Source organism: Asaia prunellae JCM 25354, from assembly GCF_000613885.1.
GTDB lineage: Bacteria > Pseudomonadota > Alphaproteobacteria > Acetobacterales > Acetobacteraceae > Asaia > Asaia prunellae.
Genome location: NZ_BAJV01000014.1, coordinates 37,150 through 59,263, shown reverse-complemented (window position 1 = coordinate 59,263; position 22,114 = coordinate 37,150). Strand labels below are relative to the sequence as shown.

Below are 22,114 nucleotides of genomic sequence, written 5' to 3'. Positions count from 1 at the left end.
GACTATTTTGATAGGAAATATCGTAAAGACGAGACGTTGTCTCGCGAACCACTTCGTCCGTTACGGTCTGTCCGTTCTGATATCAGCCCTTTGCGCCAAAGGGCGCGACAGGCTGTGATACTATTTCAAGGGAAGGTACCGGCGGGGCAATGGTGGGCACACAAGGGCTCGAACCTTGGACCCGCTGATTAAGAGTCAGCTGCTCTACCAACTGAGCTATGTGCCCATAGCCCCGCTCCGGTGAGAGGGCTTCTAACAAAGGGCGGAACGGGCATCAAGAGGAAAAATACATCGTTCCGCATATGAAACTATATTATTCAGTTTTCCGGGGAAAGCAGCCGCATGAGCGTATCGAACTGATCAAGGCTGCGATAATCCAGACGCAGTGAACCGCCCTTGCCGTTGAACTCAATCTTGACCTTGAGCCCGAGGCGCGTAGCCAGATCCCGCTCCAGACGGACCAGCTCATTGTCACGAGGCGGCTTGACCTCCTCCTGCTCGGCTCTGGGTGTCTGACGGGCCAGAGCTTCTGTCTGACGCACATTGAGCCCACGTGCGATAACGATATCAGCTGCAGCACACGGGTCAGGATGAGCCAGCAATGCACGGGCATGCCCTGCACTCAACAATCCATCACGTACCTTCTGGCGCACAGCCTCCGGCAAGTTCAGAAGCCGCAGGATATTGCCGATATGCGGACGCGACTTGCCAACCGCACCAGCCAGCTCCTCCTGTGTCAGCGCGTAATCGGTCAGAAGCCTTTGCAAGCCCTCGGCTTCTTCAATTGCATTAAGATCGGCGCGCTGCAGATTCTCGACCAGAGCGGCCGCCATGGCATCGGCGTCATCCAGCAGACGCACATGCACCGGCACCTCATGTAAACCGGCGCGTTGCGACGCCCGCCAACGACGTTCGCCAGCGATAATCTGATAGCGTCCTTTTTGATCAGGATCAGGCCGTACCAGGATTGGCTGGAGCACACCCCGGCTGCGGATCGAGTCAGCCAGTTCATTCAGACGGCCCTCATCCATGTCCACTCGTGGCTGGAAAGGGCCAGGCGCCAACAGATCAACACCGAGCATGGCCGGGCCTGGAACAGTCTCGTGACCTGAAGCAGGAGCCGTGGCAGTTCAACAGCCTGATCTCCCAGAAGGGCAGCGAGACCACGCCCGAGGCGTGGAGCCGGTTTCTTGCTCATGAAGAAGCCCCTTCCTTGCAACCAAGGCCCAGACGCCCGGCAATTTCCTGTGCAAGGGCAAGATAAGCCGCAGCACCGCTGCTGCGTCGATCATATTCAAGCACGGAACAACCATGGCTCTGAGCTTCTGATATCTTGATATTGCGCGGTATCAGCGTTTCCAGCACCTGTTCACCAAAGAAATTTCGTGCATCTGCCGCCACCAGTTCGGAGAGGTTGTTGCGCCGGTCGTACATGGTGAGAATGATTCCAGCTACATGCAGATCAGCATTGAACGCACGACGCACACGATCAACCGTGCGTACGATCTGACTGATCCCCTCAAGGGCAAAGAACTCGCATTGTAGCGGAATCAGAACAGCATCAGAGGCCACAAGCGCATTGAGCGTCAGCAAGCCAAGACTCGGGGGACAATCAATCAGAATGACATCGTAGCGTCCGGAAAGAGCCTCAAGGGCTTCGCGAATACGAAACTCACGTCGATCACTGCCAATCAGTTCGATTTCAGCGCCAGCCAGGTCGGTGTTGGCGACGATGATGTCGAGATTGTCCATCCCTGTCGGGCGAGGCAGCTTGTCAGGAGCCGCCTCCTGCATCAGAGCGGCATAGCTGCCAATCTGACGCGCGTTATAATCCACACCAAGCCCGGTCGAGGCATTGCCCTGCGGGTCGAGGTCAACCAGAAGCACACGCTGCGTACTGGCAAGCGCAGCAGCCAGATTGATTGCTGTTGTTGTCTTGCCCACACCGCCCTTCTGGTTGGTTATGGCAAGAATACGGGCCTTTTTGCCCGTGTCGTTAGTCGACACGTCTGATATCACTTATCTCGATGATGGCGCCCCCTGAGGTGGCGCGATTGTCCAGAATTCTATGCTGCATGTGCCAGCACCGTTCGGCTTCGGTCAACTCATCTGGCAGATTTTTTCCCTTCAGAAACAGGGCTTTTCCCTCTGGCAGCAAAAAGGGCGCGCTCCATTCCAGCAATTGTGAAAGCGATGCCAGAGCGCGCGCTGTGACATAGGCAGCAGGAGCGATTTCGGCCTGCTCGATGCGCCTTGGAATAACCTGCGCCTTGACACCACAGGCCCGCGCTGCCTCTCTCAGAAACGCGCATTTGCGTTGATCTGACTCCACCATAACCATCTCGGCGTCGCAGGCTATACCGATCACAAGGGCTGGAAACCCGCCACCCGAGCCAAGATCGATCACCCGCGCACCACGCTCTATGAACGGCACCAGCCTCAGAGAATCCTCTATATGACGCTCCCGGAGATGGGGCATATCGCGCAGGCTCACCAGATTGATGCGCGCATTCCATTTTTCGAGAATGGCTGCGAAGGCTTCCAGACGCTCTGCAGTTTCACGTGAAACGTTGTTCATGCCACCGCCCTCACATGAGCCAGAAGCGCAATCATGGCCGCTGGGGTAACGCCCGGCACGCGCTGGGCTGCCGCGAAATTGGCCGGCCTTGCGGCCGATAGCCGCTCCTTCATCTCGCTGCTCAATCCGCCAATACGACCGTAATCAAGGTCGCTTGGCAGGGCGATCTGCGCCTCACCGGCCAACTGCCTGATCTCACGTTCCTGGCGCTGAAGATAACCACCATAGCGCGCTTCTGTCTCGACATGACGACGCACGCGCAGGGGTAAAGCCGCGAACCATGGCGCAAGACGTGCAACCGCCTCTTCACTGGCCTGTCCTGACAGGATGTCGAGCAGCGAACGACGACGCCCGTCCTGTGAGACGGTGATACCCTGCGCGGCCAGATCCTGAGGCGCATGAAGGGCATTGCGTGCCTGCTCCATGGCCTGAGCAATGGCGTGCTCGTCCGACGCAAGCCTCGCGGCGCGCTCCGCCCCGACGCAGCCCATCGCCATCCCCAGAGCAGTCAGACGCAAATCAGCATTATCAGCGCGCAGGCTCAACCGGTATTCGGCGCGAGAGGTGAACATACGATAGGGTTCCGACACACCCTGAAGCGTGAGGTCGTCGAGCATCACGCCCAGATAGGCCTGATCACGTCCCAGAACGAGTGGATCATTCCCCGCCACGAAGCGCGCGGCATTCAGACCAGCAAGCAGACCCTGCGCTCCGGCTTCTTCATAACCGGTGGTTCCGTTGATCTGCCCCGCGAGATAAAGCCCCTGCATGACTGTCAGAGCAAGACTGGGCGCAAGTTCACGCGGATCTACATAGTCGTATTCCACCGCATAACCCGGTGTGACGATACGCGCCTTCTCCAGCCCCGGGATAGACGCGATCATCAGTGCCTGAATATCAGCGGGCAGACTTGTGGAAATTCCATTGGGATAAACGAGATCACCGCCCGGGTTACCCGGCAGCCCCTCCGGCTCAAGAAAGATCTGGTGCCCGTCCTTCTCACCGAAACGGACGATCTTGTCTTCGATGGAGGGGCAATAGCGCGGCCCTCTCCCGGCGATCGCGCCACCATACAGCGCCGAAAGCGCCAGATTATCGCGAATGATCTGATGGGTCTGCGGCGTGGTGCTGGTAATGCGACAGGAGAGCTGCTCGGTAGTGATCGTCTCCGTGAGACGACTGAAGGGCTCTGGTACAGCATCGCCTTTGTCTTCAGCCAGAGACTCCCAGTCAATCGTGTCCCGGGCGATGCGTGCTGGTGTGCCAGTCTTGAGGCGCCCCATACGCAGACCCATCGCCTCCAGCCGCTCACCCAAGCGGGCTGCTGGGCGCTCTCCAATGCGTCCCGCCTGCTCCTGCGTATGACCAATATGAATGACACCACGCAGAAAAGTCCCGCTGGTGACAACGACAGCACCACATCTGAAGAGACGTCCATCCTCGCACATCACACCAGTGACGCGCCCGGCATCCGTCTGGAGATCCGCCACCTCTCCTGCCATGATGGTGAGATTGGGCGTTTCTGCCAGAAGCGCCTGAATGGCATTGCGATACAGAAAACGATCCGCCTGAGCCCGTGGCCCATGAACGGCAGGCCCCTTGGAACGGTTCAGCAACTTGAAATGAATACCCGCCTGATCGGCTGCACGACCCATCAACCCATCCAGTGCGTCGATCTCACGCACAAGATGGCCTTTGCCAATCCCGCCGATGGCAGGGTTGCACGACATGGCGCCGATCATCTCAGGTTTCTGGGTCAGAAGAAGCGTGCGCGCACCGAATCGTGCCGAAGCCGCCGCCGCCTCACTTCCCGCATGTCCACCGCCTATGACGACAACATCAAACTCGTTCACTCAGCCCTCATTTACCAATGCAGAATTGTCCGAATATCACATCCAGCAGAGACTCGACATCAACTTGTCCAGTCAGACGCCCAAGCGCTCTCATCGCCAGACGCAGCGCTTCGCCCCTTACTTCAGGCCAGGATGCCTCGCGTGCCTGATCAAGATAAAGCAGCGCCTCCTCAATTCCAGCCCTGTGTCTGGCGCGGGTCAGAGGCGCACCGACACCCGCTGTCAGGGCCTTGATACGCTCGGCCAACACGGCCTCGAAATCCTGCATACCCTCACCTGTCTGCACACTCAGGCCCAGGGTTCCAGTCAGCGTAGGTTGCAGATCAATCTTGTTGCTGACGAGAAGCGCATCGGGACGAAGAGGCATCTCCACCTCACCCGCCATGACATGCACGACCAGATCTGCATGTTCCACGTGAAACATTGCCCGTTTGATGCCTTCGGCCTCAATCTCGTCTTCTGTCTCTCGCAGCCCCGCCGTGTCGACAAGACGCAGGCGTACACCATGAAAAAGCCAGTCTATGGCAATCACATCACGGGTCGTCCCTGCCCGATGCGTGACAATCGCCGCGTCGTATCCGGCAAGATGATTGAGCAGACTCGACTTGCCCACATTGGGTGCACCAGCAATCACGACAGTCAGACCACGGCGCACAATCTCACCACGTTTGTCTGCCAGATGCGCTTGCAGTGCCGAACGCAGTTCATCGAGCGTATTCGTGAGCATCAGCTCAACCGACTCCGGCAGATCCTCATCCGGGAAATCGATCAGTGCCTCCTGATGGGCCAGCAGGGTTTTGAGGCGCTCGCTCCACCCGTCATAAAGACGGCTCAGCGCACCATCCGCCTGAGCCAGCGCCTGTTGTCTCTGACTCTCGCTTTCGGCCTCGACCAGATCCCCTATCGCCTCTGCCTGAAGCAGGTCGAGCCTGCCAGCCTGCACCGCTCGACGCGTAAATTCGCCAGCCTCTGCGGGTCGGGCGCCGAGTGCTGTCAGTGCCAAAGCCACACGATCAATCACCGCAGGCCCGGCATGGAGATGCAGTTCAAACCCGTCTTCGCCCGTATAGGAGCGCGGTCCGGGCAGCCACAACACCATGGCGTCATCCAGATGCTCACCACCCTGATGCAAGGCTCGCAGGCTCGCATGACGCGGTGGCGGCAAGCGACCACCACACAACCCCGCCAGCACCTCTTGAGCGCCGGGTCCACTTGCGCGCATGATGGCAATAGCCGCCCGTCCGGCCCCTGTCGCCAGAGCGAAAATGACCTCGCCCTTGTGCGCCGCCGGGCTTTCCATCGCGTCAACCATGTGAATTCCTTTATGCCCCAGCTCTCTCTGCACTCCCCGATCGGCCCTCTCACCCTCAGCGAAGATGAAGGCGCAATCGTCGCCCTCGATTGGGGCTGGGGCCGCGACCAGGAAGCGACGCCCCTTCTTACCCGCGCCCAGACCATGCTGGAACGCTATTTCGATGGCGAGCCCGAAAGTTTCGACCTGCCCCTGTCCCCCTGGGGTACTGCCTATCGCAAGGCAGTCTGGACCGCCCTGCGTGACGTGCCATACGGTCAGACCATCAGCTATGCCGAACTCGCCGCCAAAGCAGGCGGTTCCGCCCGCTCAATTGGCGGAGCCATGGCCCATAATCCCATACCGATCCTCATTCCCTGCCACCGCGTACTCGGCAAAGGCCATATCGGCGGCTATTCCGGCGAAGGTGGCCTGGATGACAAACGCTATCTGCTCCGTCTCGAAGGAGTCGCGCTTTAACACAGCCTCCACGAGGCCTCGCCCCGTTCCCGAACAGAAATGCGACCCTTATTTATGTCCTGCTTCAGGTTTTCCAAAGGACGACGACTTTGGGTTAGATCTGGGGCGAAGCCTATAAAAAAACCGCCGGACACCCTGAGGCACCCGGCGGCTTGATCGTCACGAACAGATCGGAAGATCAGTTGTTCATGGCGTCAAAGAAATCCTGGTTCGTCTTGCTGTATTTCAGCTTGTCGAGCAGGAAGTCCATCGCATCCATCGTGCCCATTGGCGAGAGGATACGACGCAGCACCCACATCTTCGAGAGCATGGCACGATCGACAAGGAGTTCTTCCTTACGCGTGCCCGACTTGGTGATGTCGATAGCCGGGAAGGTGCGCTTGTCAGCAAGCTTGCGATCGAGGATGAGCTCGGAGTTACCCGTACCCTTGAACTCTTCGAAGATCACCTCATCCATACGGCTACCGGTATCGATCAGTGCCGTGGCGATGATGGTAAGCGAGCCACCCTCTTCAATATTACGCGCGGCGCCAAAGAAGCGCTTTGGACGCTGCAGGGCGTTGGCGTCGACACCGCCGGTCAGCACCTTGCCCGATGAGGGCACAACTGTGTTGTAGGCGCGGGCCAGACGGGTGATCGAGTCAAGCAGAATGACGACGTCACGCTTGTGCTCAACCAGACGCTTGGCCTTCTCCAGCACCATTTCTGTCACCTGAACATGACGGGTCGCGGGCTCATCGAAGGTGGACGACACAACTTCGCCGCGTACGGAGCGGGCCATGTCGGTCACTTCTTCCGGGCGCTCATCAATAAGCAGAACGATCAGGAAGACGTCAGGATGATTCGCACTGATGGATGAGGCGATGCTCTGCAGCATCACGGTCTTACCGGTGCGCGGCGGTGCCACAATCAGGGCGCGCTGACCCATGCCGATGGGGGCCACGAGATCGATCACACGCGGTGTGTAATCACGCTGGTCTTTTTTGCCCTTGCCGGTCGCTGCGGCTCCGGAGCCCCTGCCTGCTCGACTTCCATACGCAGACGACGCTCAGGATAGAGCGGCGTCAGATTGTCGAAATTGATGCGTTGACGGACGGAATCAGGCTCTTCGAAATTAATCGAATTGACCTTGAGCAGTGAGAAATACCGCTCTCCATCGCGCGGGGCGCGGATCTGCCCCTCGACCGTATCACCGGGGCGCAGACCAAAGCGGCGCACCTGGGCGGGAGAGATATAGATATCATCCGGACCAGGAAGATAATTGGCCTCGGGAGAGCGGAGAAAGCCGAAACCGTCAGACAGGATCTCGAGCGTGCCTTCACCGTAGATGGCCTGATCATTATCCGCCAGGGTCTTGAGAATGGCGAACATGATGTCCTGCTTGCGCATTGAAGACGCATTCTCGATTTGCAGCTCTTCAGCATAGGCCAGCAAATCGGCAGGGGATTTTTTCTTGAGTTCAGCAAGATGCATGAAAAGCGCCTTAGATGGGCTATAGTCCACTGCCCGGGAGACGGAACCGTATCCGTGACAGATGATCGATCGCGAAAGAATGCTCCGTCAGATGGGCCGCGGAACGGGCCCGACGATGAGCGAAGACGAAAGGTCTTGAGAGAGGCCGCGATACAATGGAAGCATGCGGCTCTTGCTTTCTATCTTAGTGAGAAACGGCGCTTTGTGTCAACAGTCCTGATCAGCGGCGCCAGGGCTTCATCATGTACTCGCCTGAGCTTTTCTCCCCTTCACCCAGACCAGGCAGAAGAAACAAAAGGGGCTGAGCCTTTACCGTCTCACTATAGGAACCCGAAATCAGGGCCGGACTACATATACCACTCAGATGCAGCGTGGCAGGCAATGCGATGTCGACATAACAGGGCACTGCAGTATCTGCCCTCTCTGATTCAAGCAGACGGCCCGTGAGGGGGGCAGCCTGAAGAGGCCGGTTCTCTGCGTCAAGTGCAACAAACTCGCCTGCGATCTTCAGACCATCTAGATGATAACCGATCAGCACATGGGTGGGCTGTCGGCCCTGATAGCCGGCGGGCTGGCGAAAGCTGAGAGGAAAATCACTGGCGCCCTCAAATTTAAGCGGCTCCTGCACCAGACGATCAAGCATTGTCTGAGCCTGTTGCGTGTCAGGGTGCATAACGGAACTTGCGAGAGCTGGAGACGCAATCGACACAAAAGCGAGAAAGGAACAAGACACTGCGAACCGGTTCACGATGAACGATCTCCAAACCATCCCCGGTGCCAGAAAATGAACAAGGGCAGCAGCACCGAAAAAGCCATGAGGCCTAACGCATAATAATAGCCATAATGCCAGTCGAGTTCCGGCATGATCTTGAAATTCATACCATAAATTCCCGCGAGCAGGGTCGGGGTAATGCCGACGAAGCTGACCACAGTCAGCAGCTTCATGCCGTCATTCTGGTCTATACTGATAAAACCGAGTGTGGCATCCAGCAGAAACTGCACTTTCAGCGTCATTTGAGCCACATAGTCATTCAGTGACGCGACATCTCGCCCCAGAATGCGCAGACGCGTCTGCAGCGCTTCACGAAATTCGAAATAGCGCGCATCACCCAGAAACATACCGATGCGATCAACCCCCAGGAGACTCTCCCGGATAGAGGAAGTCAGATCACCGCTCTCGCCAAGCTGCCTGAGAGTCTGGCGCAGAACATCGGCATTACGGACACGACGATTGGGACGCCGATTGGCGAAAACCGTTCGTGAGATCGCATCAAGCGTGCGACCGGCATTCTCCAGAACATCCGCCAGCCGGTTCACGATGATCTCCAGCAGATGGATCGCCAGCTCAGGTACATCAGACAAGGCAAAATCGACATCATTGGCCGCGAGGTCGCGACTCATGGTTTCGAACGCCGTGTAGTTCGCATAACGTAGCGTGATCAGCCATGTGGGAGAAACGACTATACCTACGGGGTAAGTGGTCAGTCGCCCATTGATCAGGCGCACAAGGGGTGTGGAGAGATAGATAACATCACCCCGACGATAATGGCGTGACGAACTCTCGATCTCCTCAAGCGCTTCACGACGTGGCAGAGACAATCCCGTCACGGTCTCGGCAAGATGGATCTCTGCCTCGCTGGGTTCGACAAGATCAAGCCAGGCAACATTCCTCGCATCCTCGACGGCAAGAATTTCATGAACGGGGCGCCCCACCGGATGCGCTAGAAACATCGAACCTTCCTCTCCGGCTCCATCCTCTCTTCCCTGCGGGGCGGGGAATGGACGTTACGCCGCCCCTCTGGTATCGCAGAAACCCGCTTGCCGTGTCGATCCATGCCTCAAACAGGACAATTCGCATGAGTTCTGAAGTTTCTCCCCGTCTCAACAGCCTGCGTAACGGCCCCGATCAGCGCGGTCGTTTCGGCACGTTCGGGGGGCAGTTCGTTGCCGAAACCCTCATGCCGCTGGTACAGGATCTGGCCAATGCCTATCAGGCAGCCAAAGCCGACCCGGGCTTTCGACAGGAACTCGATTACTACTTCCGGGACTATGTCGGCCGCCCCAGCCCGCTCTGGCATGCAAAGCGCCTGAGTAAGGAGCTGGGTGGTGCAAAGATCTATCTCAAGCGTGAAGAGCTGAATCATACGGGCTCGCACAAGCTCAATAATGTCATGGGCCAGATCCTGCTGGCGCGACGCATGGGCAAGACACGTATCGTGGCCGAAACAGGTGCGGGACAGCATGGCGTGGCGACAGCAACCGTCTGCGCGCTGTTCGGGCTGAAATGCACCATTTATATGGGCGCAGTCGATGTCGAGCGGCAGAAGCCCAATGTGTTTCGTATGCATCTTCTGGGCGCTGAGGTGCACCCTGTAACTGCAGGGTCCGGCACGCTGAAAGATGCCATGAACGAGGCCATGCGCGACTGGGTGGCCAATGTGCATGATACCTATTTTCTGGTCGGCACGGTCGCGGGACCGCACCCTTACCCGGAGATGGTACGCGACTTCCAGTCGATTATCGGCATCGAAACACGCGAACAGATCCTGACTGTCGAGAACCGCCTGCCCGATGTTCTGGTCGCAGCCATTGGTGGTGGCTCCAATGCCATGGGCCTGTTCCATCCTTTCCTTGACGATGAATCGGTCAAGATGATCGGTGTTGAGGCTGCCGGCCATGGACTGGATAGCGGCCTGACAGCAGCCTCCATATCGCGCGGGCGTTCAGGCGTTCTGCATGGTAACCGCACCTATCTGCTTCAGGATGAGTTCGGCCAGATTGCCGAGGCGCATTCGATCAGCGCGGGTCTGGATTATCCCGGCATCGGGCCGGAGCATTCCTGGCTCAATGATATCGGACGCGTGGAATATGTCGGCGTGACCGACAAGGAGGCGCTTGACGCCTTCCAGCTTCTGACCCGCACCGAGGGTATTATTCCTGCCCTTGAATGCGCCCATGGCCTGGCTCAGGTCATGAAAATTGCCCCGAGCATGACGCCGGATCAGATCATTGTTCTCAACCTGTCCGGTCGTGGCGACAAGGATATCTTCACCGTCGCTGACCATCTGGGAGTGTCACTGTGAGTCGCATCAAGGCCCGTTTCGAATCACTCAAGGCCGAGGGGCGCGGCGCGCTCATTCCCTATCTTCAGGCCTATGACCCCGACCTCGAAACCTCTCTTGCCCTGCTCAAGGGCATGCCTGCCGCCGGAGCCGATCTGATCGAAATCGGCGTCCCCTTTTCGGACCCTTCTGCCGACGGACCGACCATTCAGGCGGCAGCGTTGCGCGGGCTGAAAGCCGGAGCAACACTCGCAGGCGTGCTCGCCATGGTTCGCGCCTTTCGTCAGAACGACAGCGACACACCCATTATCCTGATGGGTTATGTCAATCCGATCGACAGCTATGGTCCGGCCCGATTTTGCGTTGACGCTGCTGAGGCCGGTGTCGACGGTCTGATTATCGTCGATCTACCCAAGGAAGAAAGCGACCTGCTTTCTGCTGATGCACAGAAAAACGGCCTCGATATCATTCAGCTCGTGGCGCCGAACACACCGGATGAACGTCTCCCCTATCTGCTCAATACGGCTTCTGGCTTCATCTACTATGTCAGCATCACCGGCATCACAGGCACCCGTACGGCAAGCCACGATGAACTGGCAGCAGCACTGCCACGCCTGCGCGCTGCAAGCTCCCTGCCTGTCGCCATAGGTTTTGGCATACGCACGGCAGAACAAGCCGCCCGGGCCGCGTCAGTCGGGGATGCTGCCGTTGTCGCTTCGGCTCTTATTGCGACACTGGCCAGCACACTTGAAAATGGCAAGGCAAGCTCTGCTACTGTTCCTGCTGTTCTGGATCAGCTTGCCGACATTGCAAGAGCCGTACGTGGAACATGACAAAGGGGGCGTTCATCGCCCCCTTTGTCCTCATTCCTGAATTGACAGAGAAGCTTTCAGCAAACGCCGGATTACTTGCCGACTTTCTTGAGCGAAAGACCAAAAGCCAAAGCGGAAATCCCCCCGAAAATCAGCTCGATGGCAATAAACGTTCCAATCAGCCACAGCCCTGACCAGGGCAAGGTGGCAAAAACCAGCACCCCCGTCAGAAGCGCTATGATCGCACTGAGCAACAAGGTCCACCAGTTGGCTACATAGCGATGGCCAGCTGCCCAGAGCCCACGCATAATCCCCGAAGCCATCAGACACCCTGCCAGAAACGCCGTGATGAAGACCGATCCCGTTGCAGGCTCCTGAATCAACAGAATGCCTCCCAGCACATAGAAAAAGCCCATCACGGCCGTAATCCAGAAGCGCGAGCCCTCAACTGTGCGATGCGCGAAGCTCTGGACCAGATACGCCACACCCGAGAGAATCAGCAGGAAACCGATTACAATGACGCTCGCGAGAGTTGTCACAACCGTATCAAGAAAAGCGATCCCACCCAGCACAAGGAGTACCACCCCCATACCGATAAACCAGTTGGGTTTAAGCTGAGGATTCATCGGAGGAAGTTCGGGGAAATTGCCAAAACCAGCCATATCTGCATTCCTTTCTTTTTGATAATGACGCACCATCCTTCCACCGGGACGCACCTCGCACTTGTGAATTATCTGTTATCCACCTGCGGACCTTGATCTGTGTTTCACGTGAAACATCCTTGAAGCCTCTTGGGAAACGGTGTTTCAGGCAAGCTGCATAGACTTTCCTGTCCGGCATTTGCTGATCAGACCTGTAGCATTCCCTACAGGCTGGACGGTTACGGTGATTGTCACGTTTGCATCATGACAGTATTGAACAGGATATGAGCGCAGATCTCTTCCGAAACCGTCTCTCCGGATTGCTGTCACGATGGAGCCATTCTCCTGACAACGCTATCACAGGTGGTAAAAATCGCCCGGTTCTTGAAGACTTCGCTGATCTTTCACCCACGGGAAAAATTATCGGGAAACTAGAGGCGCTCCATGCCTGTCTGCGCCTTGCTGGCGTTGTCGTGTGGGTGCCGCTCTCGGTAGGGTTCGAAGCGCTTCTCCTGCCAATACCTGGTGTACTGAAAATACGCTGGACACGTGTCATCTGGGGTGTGCTGTGTAGATTGCTTGATCTGGATATCAAGATGATCGGCCAGCCAGTCGGCACGGTCGGAGGGAAAAAAGGGCGCGCGCGCGGTGAGCGCCCGATCATTTACGTGGCCAATCATTCCTCCTGGCTCGATATTCCGGTTCTCGGTACGAAGATCTATTCTGTTTTCGTTGCCAAAGGCGATATCGAGCGCTGGCCCATAATGGGACTGGTCTCCAAAATCGGCCGCACAATTTTCGTCAGTCGAAACAGAAGTACGACAGGTCGGGAACGCGATGAAATGATCACACGCCTTGCCACGGGTGATAATCTTATTCTGTTTCCTGAAGGCACCTCATCTGACGGATCTCGTGTACTCCCGTTCATGTCAACATTCTTCGCCATCGCCAAACTGCCACGCCTGCCCAAGAACGCTCCGGCACTCGATATGCCCTCCTACCCGGCGGGGCTCACCCCTCTCATCCAACCCATTTCCCTTGTCTATGACCGTCTTGAAGGACTGCCTGTCACTCGGACGAACCGCGCTGTCTTTGCCTGGTATGGTGATATGGATCTCGGTCCGCATGTCTGGCAATTTCTGAAAAGACGCAACAAGCGCGCTACAATCCTCATGCATCCACCTTTGGCACCAGAGGATTTTCCAAGCCGCAAGGCGCTGGCCAATGCCGCATGGAGCGCAGTGGCTTACGGCGCTGCAGCGTTGCGCCAGAACAGCGATACTGTGTCAGGGTGGCAGCCTCTGGACAGCCGCGCCACAGCCGACGCCCAGAATACGGGAGCGGAATGTCCCGCTCAGAAGTCGATTTCCGTGGTTGCGTGATAGGTTCTCGGTAACCCGGCAACAGCCGAATTCGTGGCATTTGCTGCACCATTGATCGAACTTGGATAAACCGAAGCCCAATACTGCTTGTCGGTGACATTCGACACGCCAAAACGTATAACAACCGGCACCTGATAAACGTGAAAACCATAACGCGCGCCAAGATCAAGAGTCGTAAACCCTGACGCAAAACTGTAATTGGCAACGTCCGCAGCACGACGCCCCATGACATGCAGGCTGGCATTCACGGCCACATTCCTCATCCAGCCCGGGTGGTAATCCAGCAACAGATTGGCCTGTACAGGCGCAACTCCGACAACCTGCTTGCGCGACGTAAGGAGTGTACCGGTTGCCCCGGTCTGGGCATCCAGCCAGGTAACACCGCCAAACAGACTCACCGCTTTCGTGACACGCCCGGCAATCTGCCCTTCCACTCCATAATTGCGCTGTTGCCCCGCCTCGCGATACAGACCGGTAGCTGGATCAGTGAACGCAAAACCGCGCGTCATACGAAATCCCGCCGCACTTACCATCAGATCCGGTACGGGACGGTATTTCACACCCAACTCGTATTCCTCCGAGCGGAGAGGCGACAGAACCTGATTGGCATTTGAGCTTGATATGGGCGCCACAGGTCCGGCCTGAACCGCCCTGCCCCAGGTGCCATAGAGACTGGTACTAGAATCGACGTGATAGATGATGCTGGTCATGGGCGTGAAAACTGCACCGACATGATAACGCGCCGTCGTGACGCCCTGGCTATTGCTGCTACCCGTATCAAGCCAGCTCCAGGCCAGTGTCCCCATGATCGACAAGTGGCGGGTCAGTGCAATTGTATCGCCGGCCAGCAACGACTGAGAGGTGATAGACGCCGACTGGTACCGCCCAGAGAAATAGGGTTGTGTGCCAGAGAATGTGACCGGAGCACCTATGCGAGCCGTACCGAGCACCATATTGGCGCCCCTGGTAGGGTTGAATGTGCCCATGCTGTACCCGTTCGAGCCAATCACCACACGGTGAATAAAAGGCCCTGTCCGGAATCGACCATTCGCATAAGCCAGATTTGACCAGACACGAAAATCATTGGCCGTCGTGGCAGCAGCAATGCTTGTACGATAATGACCTGCCGAGTCTGTCAAAGTATTGGTAACCGAAAACACATTGCGCCAGGCATCCTGATACAATCCGCCAAGCGTCAGCGACCAGTCATCGTTGAAATGGTGGATAAGCTTGGCCAGAACCGTATTGATCGAAGCGTTGTAACCTGCGAAATCCTGACCATAGCCTTTGCGCGAAAGATCAGGCGCCGCAGGCAGGGCCAGCCCCGTTGCATAGGAAAATCCGCCAGCATAACCACGCTGTGCATAGCTGTACTGGCTTGCATCAATCTGAAGCTGCGTTCTGGAATCCAGATTCAGGTCGAAAGCGCCACTAATCAGGTTGCGTCGAAGATGGGTTTCCGGTGCATAGGTCGTACCAGACTGATTAAGCATCGTCACGCGATAGCCAAACCATCTGCTCTTTCCGATACGGCCCGAAGCATCGAACGACTCCATCAGGGCCTGCGCTGAATCGACGCCCATGACCACCCTTTCCCTAGGATGATCTGTCGGCCGGTTGAGTGTATAATCAAATGTCCCGGCCGGATTCTGTGGGCCGTAAAGCGCTCCTGACAAACCATTCAGCACCTGAAGTGAATCGAACTGTTCGGCGGCATAGGGCGTGGTAATGACCATGTTCAGACCATCAAGACGCGAATTGGCAATCACATCAGCCTCAAACCCGCGCGACTGTGGTCGACTTGTATTGGGGTCTCCGCGCATCTCCAGCTGTACGGAAGGCAGATACTGGGCCAGATCATTCACATTGCGTGCCTGCTGATTCAGAATCACATCGCGCGGCACAATCATGACTGAAAATGGCGTATCGAGCAGGGAGCGGGTTCCAAGAGGACCGAGAGATACCTCGTGCCAACCGTAATCAGCCATTATTCCCGCTGCCTGACGTCCACGTACAAGAATACGCTCATCCGGTTTGTCGGCTTTTCCTGTTATGCCGGCAAAACAGCAGCCTCCTGAAAAAACGGATACACAGAAGAAAAACAGACTGCGCCGATAAATGCAGGACAAGGAGAAAAGAGTCATGACTCGTTTTCACAACAAAATGAGTTATCTGTCACGCCAGATTCTACGACAGTGATGTCTTGTACAGCCAGTCTTATCACCAGCGCGCCTCAAACCGGTGCTTCCACATGACTTAATTGCGTGCCATGAGCCGGTTGCCCCCTTTTCGGATAGACAGACATAGGGCAACCTGACGTCCTTGGATCTTCCATACCAGGAAAACGATCCGATAGCTCCCAGTTTTGACTGACACCCAAGAAGGACAAGAACGTTCCCATGGTTTCGAGAATAACGCGTATGACCCGTCGTTTTCTGGGCCCCGCACTGACTGCCCTTCTCCTGTCGGCATCAGCCCTGACGGCCACCCCCAGGCACGCAGCCGCGCAGGCCGTGATCACGGGCAACCAAAACATGAATGCGACGGTCGAAACCGTCGATATGCAGACCAGAACCATCCTCCTCCGTGATCAGAAAGGCGGTCTCCTTACGCTCACCATCCGAAGGATGCCAAGAATCTGCCTCATCTCGAAGCGGGTGATCATATTTCGATGCGGTTCTTCCAGACCATGGCCGCTGATATTGCCGCCCCTGGCAGCCCGCTTCCTGAATCGACGGTTTCATCCGCCAAAGGCCATGCGAAGCGCCACCCTCATGGCACGCTCGTCTCGTTCCAGCGTCAGCGCGTCAAAGTCGTGGCTGTCGATGCTGCTGCCCATAAGGTAACAGTCATCGACCATGCTGACATCACACGCACCGTAACTGTCAGGCAAAAGGCCCTGTGGCCTTTGCTCAGCACGCTCAAGATCGGCGATGATGTCGATGTCACGACCATGGACGCCGTGTCTTTCTCGGTGCTCAACCGCACGGTCAGCGGCGATGTCTCCGTGACGGAAAATACCGGCGACCAGGCCAAACCCGCCGGGAACTGAAAGCTTTCCGGAGCTTTCCCCTGAACACGCGAAAGGGTCCGCCCTTTCGCGCTACTTTCGAATCGATCAGCGCCCCAAAACCCGCACACCCCCGGACGGAATTCCAGCAGCGTTTTACACCTCAGTGTGCTGCCGGTGCCGGATGCCATAACGTGTCCGGCGGAGGAAGATGGGGAGAGTCGTCAATGACTCCATATCCATCAGCTGCATATCCGTGATGAGGAACCTTGCGCGGCCCACACCCAGCAAGCGCAACGCCAACCATGAAAAACGCCAGAAGCAGACGGATCATGCTCCGGGCTCCAGACGCAGGCTCTGGGCTACTGCACGGGCAAGACGGGTATAAGCCTGTGCTGCCTCACTTTCCGGTGCCGAAAGAATGATCGGTGTGCCGGCATCAGCACTCATGCGAATATCAGCAAGCAATGGAATTTCGCCAAGGAACGGCACATTCGCCTTCTCGGCTTCCTCACGCGCACCACCATGCCCGAAAAGCTCGGTACGATGGTTGCAGTTCGGACAGCAGAAATAGGACATGTTCTCCACAATACCCAGAAGCGGCACATTCATCCGCTCGAACATGGCAAGACCACGGCGGGCATCGAGCAGGGCAATATCCTGCGGGGTGGAAACAATCACCGCACCACGCAGACTGAGCTTCTGGGCAATGGTAAGCTGGGCATCACCCGTACCGGGGGGCATATCGATCACGAGCACGTCGAGAGCGGGCCAGGCCACATCGGCAAGAAACTGCCCGATAGCCCCCATGACCATGGGACCGCGCCAGATCATGGCCTGCTGCTCATCAACCAGGAACCCGATCGACATCGCATGCATGCCCCAGGCTTCGACAGGAATGATCTTGCCGTTTTCCAGAGCCGGTTTGGCAGAATGACCGAGCATACGTGGCAGGGAGGGGCCGTAAATATCGGCATCAAGCATACCGGTGCGCAGCCCTAGCCTGGCCAGACCCGCTGCGAGATTGACCGCAGTGGTCGATTTGCCCACCCCACCCTTGCCCGATGCCACGGCAATGATGGCACGCACCTGAGGCAGGGCCTTGCCATCAGGACGCGTCGGCTGGGGATGGCCTGGACTGTTGGCAGGTTGCTCGAGCTGGAAGGGACGGTGTCCCTGCGGCTGTGCCGCGGCCTTTCCGGGTGCGCGATGCGCTGTCAGAATGATGGTCGCGCGTGAAATCCCGGGCAAAGTGGCAAGGGCAGCTTCGACACGGGGGCGCATTGGCTCGATACGGGCAGCATCCTCACGCGAGGTCGCAAGCGACACGTGAGCATGACCATCGCGCAGGGCGATGCCCTCGAGAGAGGCAAAACTCAGGACATTCGATGTGCCTGCCTCGTCTTTGACAAGACGCAGGGTCTCGAGAATTCTGCGCTGGTCGGTTTCATTGGCGGGTTTTTCAAAATCGGTCATGTTTGTCCTCTGGCGACGGGGCCGTACCCTGTGCGCTTTCATTTAGCATGGCGGGAAGTGGATCACGCAAGCATCTGCGCGTATGAGCAGGGCGGAGCCGGGTACCCTCCCGGACTATCTGGGCAGGAAAGCAGGACAGGAATGAGCGAGGCCAAGACCGACGCCGCCCCGAAACGCAGGAAACGCGACCATCGCATTGATGCGCTTCGTGGCATCGCACTGCTGATGATGCTGGCCGATCACGCCCCTCAGGATGTGCTCAACCGATTCACTTTGCGTAATTTCGGCTTTGCCGATGCTGCCGAAATCTTCGTCCTTCTGGCCGGATATGCCTCATGGCTGGCTTATGGTCGGCTGATCCTGCGCGGGCCTCCGACAGGTGGCTGGCTTGTGGGTATCGAACGGATCGTGCGTCGTTGCTGGCGGCTCTATCTTTTCCAGATGGTCATGCTTCTGGTGTCGGTCTTTACCATCAGACAATGGCGCCATTATTCTCCCGTCCCGGTCGATTTCCTCGAACCCGAGCTTGCTCACGGGCATGAATGGGTCTGGCGGGTGCTTTCCCTCGAAGCCCTCCCCAACAACCTGAACATTCTGCCACTCTACATCGTCCTTCTGCTGGCTTTCCCTCTGCTGGTTTTCCTGTGGAAGATTTCGCCATGGCTTCTGGGGGGTACGAGTCTGGCGCTCTGGGGTCTGATCAACAGCGATCCTACACTCAATCTGCCGAACTGGCTCGACCCGGATGGATGGTACTTCAACCCCTTCGCATGGCAACTCATCTTCACACTGGGAATGCTGGCGGCCATCATGGCGGGCAGACGCGACGGCAATCTGCCAGGGCCACTCTGGGCGAAAACACTCGCGATCATCTATCTGATCTTCGGCGCGCTTGAGTGCTTCCCTTACGAAAGCTGGAACCTGCCAAGCCTCAGGCCGCTCGCCGATATCCCCCAGGCCGACAAGTCGGATCTTGCCATCTGGCGATGGGTCGATGCCATGGCCATTCTTATTCTTGTGCAGTCCTCCATCACAGCCACAAGACTTTCGGAGACAAGGGGCGGTCAGGGCCTGGCGATGCTCGGGCGCCACTCTCTCGAGGTTTTCAGCTTCGGAACCATCCTGGATCTGTTTGCCCGTCTGGTCATGAACAGCTTCGGCGATGGCTGGGTTATCCAGATTCTCGTCAATATCCTCGGCTTCCTTGGCGTTTATGCTTGGCAGTCTGGCTCGATCGCCATCGCCGTCAGGCCGCGCTGATGGCCGGTGAGACACGCAAGGAAGCTCTGGAAGAAGCAAAGAAAGATCGTAACGCGGAGATAGGTGACGCAAACCCATGAATTGCGTTACCGTAAGATCATGAAACATCGCTTCGTTCTTGCTGCTCTGATGGGCGGCTGGGTCTCCGCCAGTTCTTCCGTTTTCGCCCAGACAGCGGCTCCTCCCGGAGCCTCGACGACAGGCGCCCCGATGGCAACGGCTCAGGCCGATCCTGCTGCCGTGGCGCGAAGCGTGCATGCAGCTCCCGATTCACTGGCGGACCTTGCTGCCCGTCTGCTGCCTGCCGTAGTCAATATTTCGATCTCGGCAACGCTGAAGCCTGGCGAAGATGACGATGATGATGACGGCCCGGATGCAAGCCCTGATGACGGGCCGCAGGTTCCTCAGTTTCCACCCGGCTCGCCGATGGAGAAATTCTTTCACGACTACATGAACCATGCGCCGAACCCGTCGGACCCGCCACGCAAGATGCAGGCTCTGGCTCGGGATTCATCATCTCGCCTGACGGCTATATCGTGACCAACAACCACGTCATCAAGGATGCTGACAAGGTATCGGTCACGTTGCAGGATGGCACGGTGCTCCCAGCCAAGATCATAGGACGCGACAGCCGTACCGATCTCGGGGTGATCAAGATCGAACGCAAGGCGCCCTTCCCAATCGTATCTTTCGGCGACAGCGACAAGGCACGTGTGGGCGATCGCGTGCTGGCCATCGGCAATCCGTTCGGCCTGTCTGGTACCGTCACGAGCGGTATCGTGTCGTCTCGCGGGCGCGACATCAATCATGGCCTGTATGACGACTATATCCAGACCGACGCCTCCATCAATCGCGGCAATTCAGGCGGCCCCCTTTTCGACCTCAACGGTGAGGTCATTGGCATCAATACCGCCATCTACAGTTCAAGTGGTGGTTCCATCGGCATCGGTTTTGCCATTCCTGCCAATGACGCCAAAGGAGTCATCGAGCAGTTGCGCCGCGACGGCCATGTGTCGCGTGGATGGGTCGGGGTCAAGGTGCAGGATGTCACGCATGAAATTGCTGACAGTATTGGTCTCAAACCCGAAAAAGGGGCCATGATCGCAAGTGTTGACCCAAAAGGTCCAGCTGCAGCAGCTAAACTGCAGACAGGCGATGTCATTGTCTCTCTTAACGGCAAACCAATCGACGGTCATGCCCTGCCCCGTCTGGTAGCCGAAATCACTCCGGGAACCAAAACGACATTCGGCATCTGGCGCAAGGGAAAAACACTTGATGCGACAGTGAGATCCGCCCCTCACCTGAGACACCCGACATGCCACCCACCGAGGCCAAGACCAAAGGACCCAGCAAGCTGGCTCTGGCAGATCTGGGCGTTACCTTCGCAGCGATCGATGACGAGACGCGCGCCAAATACAATCTGTCCGACTCCCAGCGCGGTGTCGTTGTAACCGACGTCACACGCGACGGCCCTGCTGATACGCGCGGATTGCAGACAGGAGACGTGGTGACGGAGGTACAGCAGGTAGGCGTAAACTCGCCGGATGCCCTGTCAAAAGAACTGACACGTGCACGCCAGCAGAAAAAACATACAATCCTGCTTCTTGTTCAGGGACAGGACGGGCTGCGTTGGGTGCCTTTGCCACTCTCCGGAGAGTGACCGATGCCTTTTGCCTCCCTGTTCAGAGCTCGCGCAGACGGAGAGGCGCCCTGGCGCCAGATGGTACGGACACTGGTAGCGGTCGCCCTCTGCTGGATCATCGGCGAAACAACTGGCCTTGATGAGACGATCTGGGCCCTGATCACCGCTCTGATCGTCACACAATCGAGCATAGACCAGACTTTTTCCACAGCACGTGACCAGATCGTCGGCACGCTCGTCGGTGCTGTGGTAGGGACACTGGCGATTACCGCGCGCCTTCTCTTCGGCCTGTACTGGCCGATCTTCTGCATGGCGCTCCTGCCTCTCGCCTATATAGCTGCAGTACGCCCCTCATTACGTTTTGCCGGCGTCACGCTGATGATCGTCTACCTGCTTCCGTCACGAGGCAGTAATCCCTACTGGCCGCTGACAGAACGTCTCACGGCCATTTTTCTCGGGGTTATCGTATCGCTTGCTGTCTCATTCGTCGTACTGCATGCCAGCGCAAGAAGACGTGGCTTTCTGACCGCAGGGCGCATGTTTCGCGAAATGGACGAGCTGCTTCAGGCAGCCCTGCGACGCGAGGAGATGTGGAGCGAGCTCGAAGCCAGAAACGATCATTGCGCCCGTAACCTGCTGGTCATCAATGAATGTGTGGCAGAAGCCTATCGGGAAAACTGGGGTCTGCTCGAAAAACGTCACCCCATCCTGACCGTACTTCCGGCGCTCATGCGCCGAATGCTGAGTGATACCATGCTGGTGGCACGTGCCATCAATGCGGGCAAGGACAGGGGCGGGTTCTCCGGTGTGGCCGGATTACATACCGGCCTCAGCCATGCCTATCGTTCACTGGCACGGCGCTGCGAAATTCATGCTGCAGGCAAGGCACATGAAAAGCCATACCGTCCGGGCAGAGAGGATGTTCTGAGCGCCCTGCCCACGCTGGGGCAGGATGCCTTGCCAGAAATGCATTTTGTCATTGCGCTGCTACGCCAGGATCTGCGTCGGGCCACGGATGTGCTCATGAGCACCCCGGAAAGCCGCGCAAAGGACCTGCGCGAAATGATCGGATAACCTTGCCCGAACCATCATCGGGATGAACTTGTGATCGATCTCGCACGTTGCATTGACTGAATTGCGCCTATGATGCGCGA

General features: G+C 57.4%; 17 protein-coding genes, 1 tRNA gene and 3 pseudogenes. 8 read left to right on the top strand and 13 right to left on the bottom strand.

Annotated elements, in window-relative coordinates; translation table 11 throughout:
* Positions 1–150: 150 nt before the first annotated feature.
* The 6 genes and pseudogenes from JCM25354_RS12190 to mnmE form a co-directional block, all read right to left on the bottom strand.
* Positions 151–226: transfer RNA gene (locus JCM25354_RS12190), tRNA-Lys, on the bottom strand.
* A gap of 91 nt (positions 227–317) precedes the next feature.
* A pseudogene (locus JCM25354_RS18745) lies at positions 318–1,198 on the bottom strand (ParB/RepB/Spo0J family partition protein).
* A complete protein-coding gene (locus JCM25354_RS12180; protein WP_025886212.1) occupies positions 1,195–2,007 on the bottom strand; it encodes a ParA family protein in 813 nt (270 codons plus the stop codon). Before JCM25354_RS12180 ends, JCM25354_RS18745 begins: the two are co-directional and overlap by 4 nt.
* Positions 1,997–2,578 carry a 16S rRNA (guanine(527)-N(7))-methyltransferase RsmG gene (gene rsmG, locus JCM25354_RS12175; protein ID WP_025886211.1) on the bottom strand — a complete coding sequence of 194 codons (582 nt, stop codon included), beginning with the start codon at positions 2,576–2,578 and terminating at the stop codon, positions 1,997–1,999. Before rsmG ends, JCM25354_RS12180 begins: the two co-directional genes overlap by 11 nt.
* Positions 2,575–4,431: a tRNA uridine-5-carboxymethylaminomethyl(34) synthesis enzyme MnmG gene (gene mnmG / locus JCM25354_RS12170; RefSeq protein ID WP_025886210.1), complete on the bottom strand. Its 1,857-nt coding sequence runs from the start codon at positions 4,429–4,431 to the stop codon at positions 2,575–2,577. Before mnmG ends, rsmG begins: the two co-directional genes overlap by 4 nt.
* Before the next feature lie 7 nt (positions 4,432–4,438).
* Entirely contained in the window at positions 4,439–5,743 is a 1,305-nt protein-coding gene (mnmE, locus tag JCM25354_RS12165) for a tRNA uridine-5-carboxymethylaminomethyl(34) synthesis GTPase MnmE (RefSeq protein ID WP_148301510.1), read from the bottom strand.
* Between the two features lie 12 nt (positions 5,744–5,755).
* Between mnmE and JCM25354_RS12160 the strand changes: the two genes are divergently transcribed.
* Positions 5,756–6,202: a methylated-DNA--[protein]-cysteine S-methyltransferase gene (locus JCM25354_RS12160; RefSeq protein ID WP_025886208.1), complete on the top strand. Its 447-nt coding sequence runs from the start codon at positions 5,756–5,758 to the stop codon at positions 6,200–6,202.
* 178 nt (positions 6,203–6,380) lie between these two features.
* On the opposite strand, the pseudogene rho reads toward JCM25354_RS12160, so the two are convergent.
* The 3 genes and pseudogenes from rho to JCM25354_RS12145 all read right to left on the bottom strand — a co-directional run bounded on the left by rho (position 6,381) and on the right by JCM25354_RS12145 (position 9,406).
* Positions 6,381–7,675: pseudogene (gene rho / locus JCM25354_RS18740) on the bottom strand (transcription termination factor Rho).
* 220 nt (positions 7,676–7,895) lie between these two features.
* The gene (locus JCM25354_RS12150) at positions 7,896–8,423 is read right to left on the bottom strand and encodes a hypothetical protein (protein WP_148301509.1); all 528 of its coding nucleotides are present in this window, start codon (positions 8,421–8,423) and stop codon (positions 7,896–7,898) included.
* Positions 8,420–9,406, bottom strand: coding sequence for a magnesium transporter CorA family protein (locus JCM25354_RS12145; protein WP_025886206.1), 987 nt, complete (start codon positions 9,404–9,406; stop codon positions 8,420–8,422). The genes JCM25354_RS12150 and JCM25354_RS12145 overlap by 4 nt, the downstream gene beginning before the upstream one ends.
* A 125-nt stretch (positions 9,407–9,531) precedes the next feature.
* On the opposite strand from JCM25354_RS12145, the gene trpB reads away from it, so the two are divergent.
* A complete protein-coding gene (gene trpB, locus JCM25354_RS12140) occupies positions 9,532–10,758 on the top strand; it encodes a tryptophan synthase subunit beta (protein WP_025886205.1) in 1,227 nt (408 codons plus the stop codon).
* Positions 10,755–11,570, top strand: coding sequence for a tryptophan synthase subunit alpha (gene trpA / locus JCM25354_RS12135; protein WP_025886204.1), 816 nt, complete (start codon positions 10,755–10,757; stop codon positions 11,568–11,570). The genes trpB and trpA overlap by 4 nt, the downstream gene beginning before the upstream one ends.
* A gap of 71 nt (positions 11,571–11,641) precedes the next feature.
* On the opposite strand, the gene JCM25354_RS12130 is transcribed toward trpA, so the two are convergent.
* Entirely contained in the window at positions 11,642–12,211 is a 570-nt protein-coding gene (locus JCM25354_RS12130; protein WP_025886203.1) for an HdeD family acid-resistance protein, read from the bottom strand.
* A 263-nt stretch (positions 12,212–12,474) separates the two neighbouring features.
* Here JCM25354_RS12130 and JCM25354_RS18735 point away from each other — a divergent pair, with 263 nt between their 5' ends.
* A complete protein-coding gene (locus tag JCM25354_RS18735; protein ID WP_084294769.1) occupies positions 12,475–13,572 on the top strand; it encodes a lysophospholipid acyltransferase family protein in 1,098 nt (365 codons plus the stop codon).
* Here JCM25354_RS18735 and JCM25354_RS18730 read toward each other — a convergent pair.
* Positions 13,545–15,716 (bottom strand): TonB-dependent receptor, encoded by a 2,172-nt coding sequence (locus tag JCM25354_RS18730; protein WP_051537396.1) that lies wholly within the window; start codon positions 15,714–15,716, stop codon positions 13,545–13,547. The two genes, JCM25354_RS18735 and JCM25354_RS18730, sit on opposite strands and share 28 nt — an antisense overlap.
* A 527-nt stretch (positions 15,717–16,243) precedes the next feature.
* Here JCM25354_RS18730 and JCM25354_RS22680 point away from each other — a divergent pair.
* Positions 16,244–16,624 carry a hypothetical protein gene (locus JCM25354_RS22680; RefSeq protein ID WP_243444056.1) on the top strand — a complete coding sequence of 127 codons (381 nt, stop codon included), beginning with the start codon at positions 16,244–16,246 and terminating at the stop codon, positions 16,622–16,624.
* Positions 16,625–16,745: 121 nt separating this feature from the next.
* Here JCM25354_RS22680 and JCM25354_RS21405 read toward each other — a convergent pair whose 3' ends face one another.
* Entirely contained in the window at positions 16,746–16,916 is a 171-nt protein-coding gene (locus JCM25354_RS21405) for a hypothetical protein (protein WP_159103496.1), read from the bottom strand.
* Entirely contained in the window at positions 16,913–18,058 is a 1,146-nt protein-coding gene (locus JCM25354_RS12105; protein WP_025886201.1) for an Mrp/NBP35 family ATP-binding protein, read from the bottom strand. Before JCM25354_RS12105 ends, JCM25354_RS21405 begins: the two co-directional genes overlap by 4 nt.
* A gap of 141 nt (positions 18,059–18,199) precedes the next feature.
* Between JCM25354_RS12105 and JCM25354_RS18720 the strand changes: the two genes are divergently transcribed.
* From JCM25354_RS18720 to JCM25354_RS12090, 3 genes and pseudogenes are all read left to right on the top strand, one after another.
* Positions 18,200–19,318, top strand: coding sequence for an OpgC family protein (locus JCM25354_RS18720; RefSeq protein WP_148301508.1), 1,119 nt, complete (start codon positions 18,200–18,202; stop codon positions 19,316–19,318).
* Between the two features lie 129 nt (positions 19,319–19,447).
* Positions 19,448–20,978, top strand: a pseudogene (locus JCM25354_RS18715) (Do family serine endopeptidase).
* Between the two features lie 3 nt (positions 20,979–20,981).
* Positions 20,982–22,034, top strand: coding sequence for an FUSC family protein (locus JCM25354_RS12090; RefSeq protein WP_025886200.1), 1,053 nt, complete (start codon positions 20,982–20,984; stop codon positions 22,032–22,034).
* Positions 22,035–22,114: the final 80 nt, after the last annotated feature.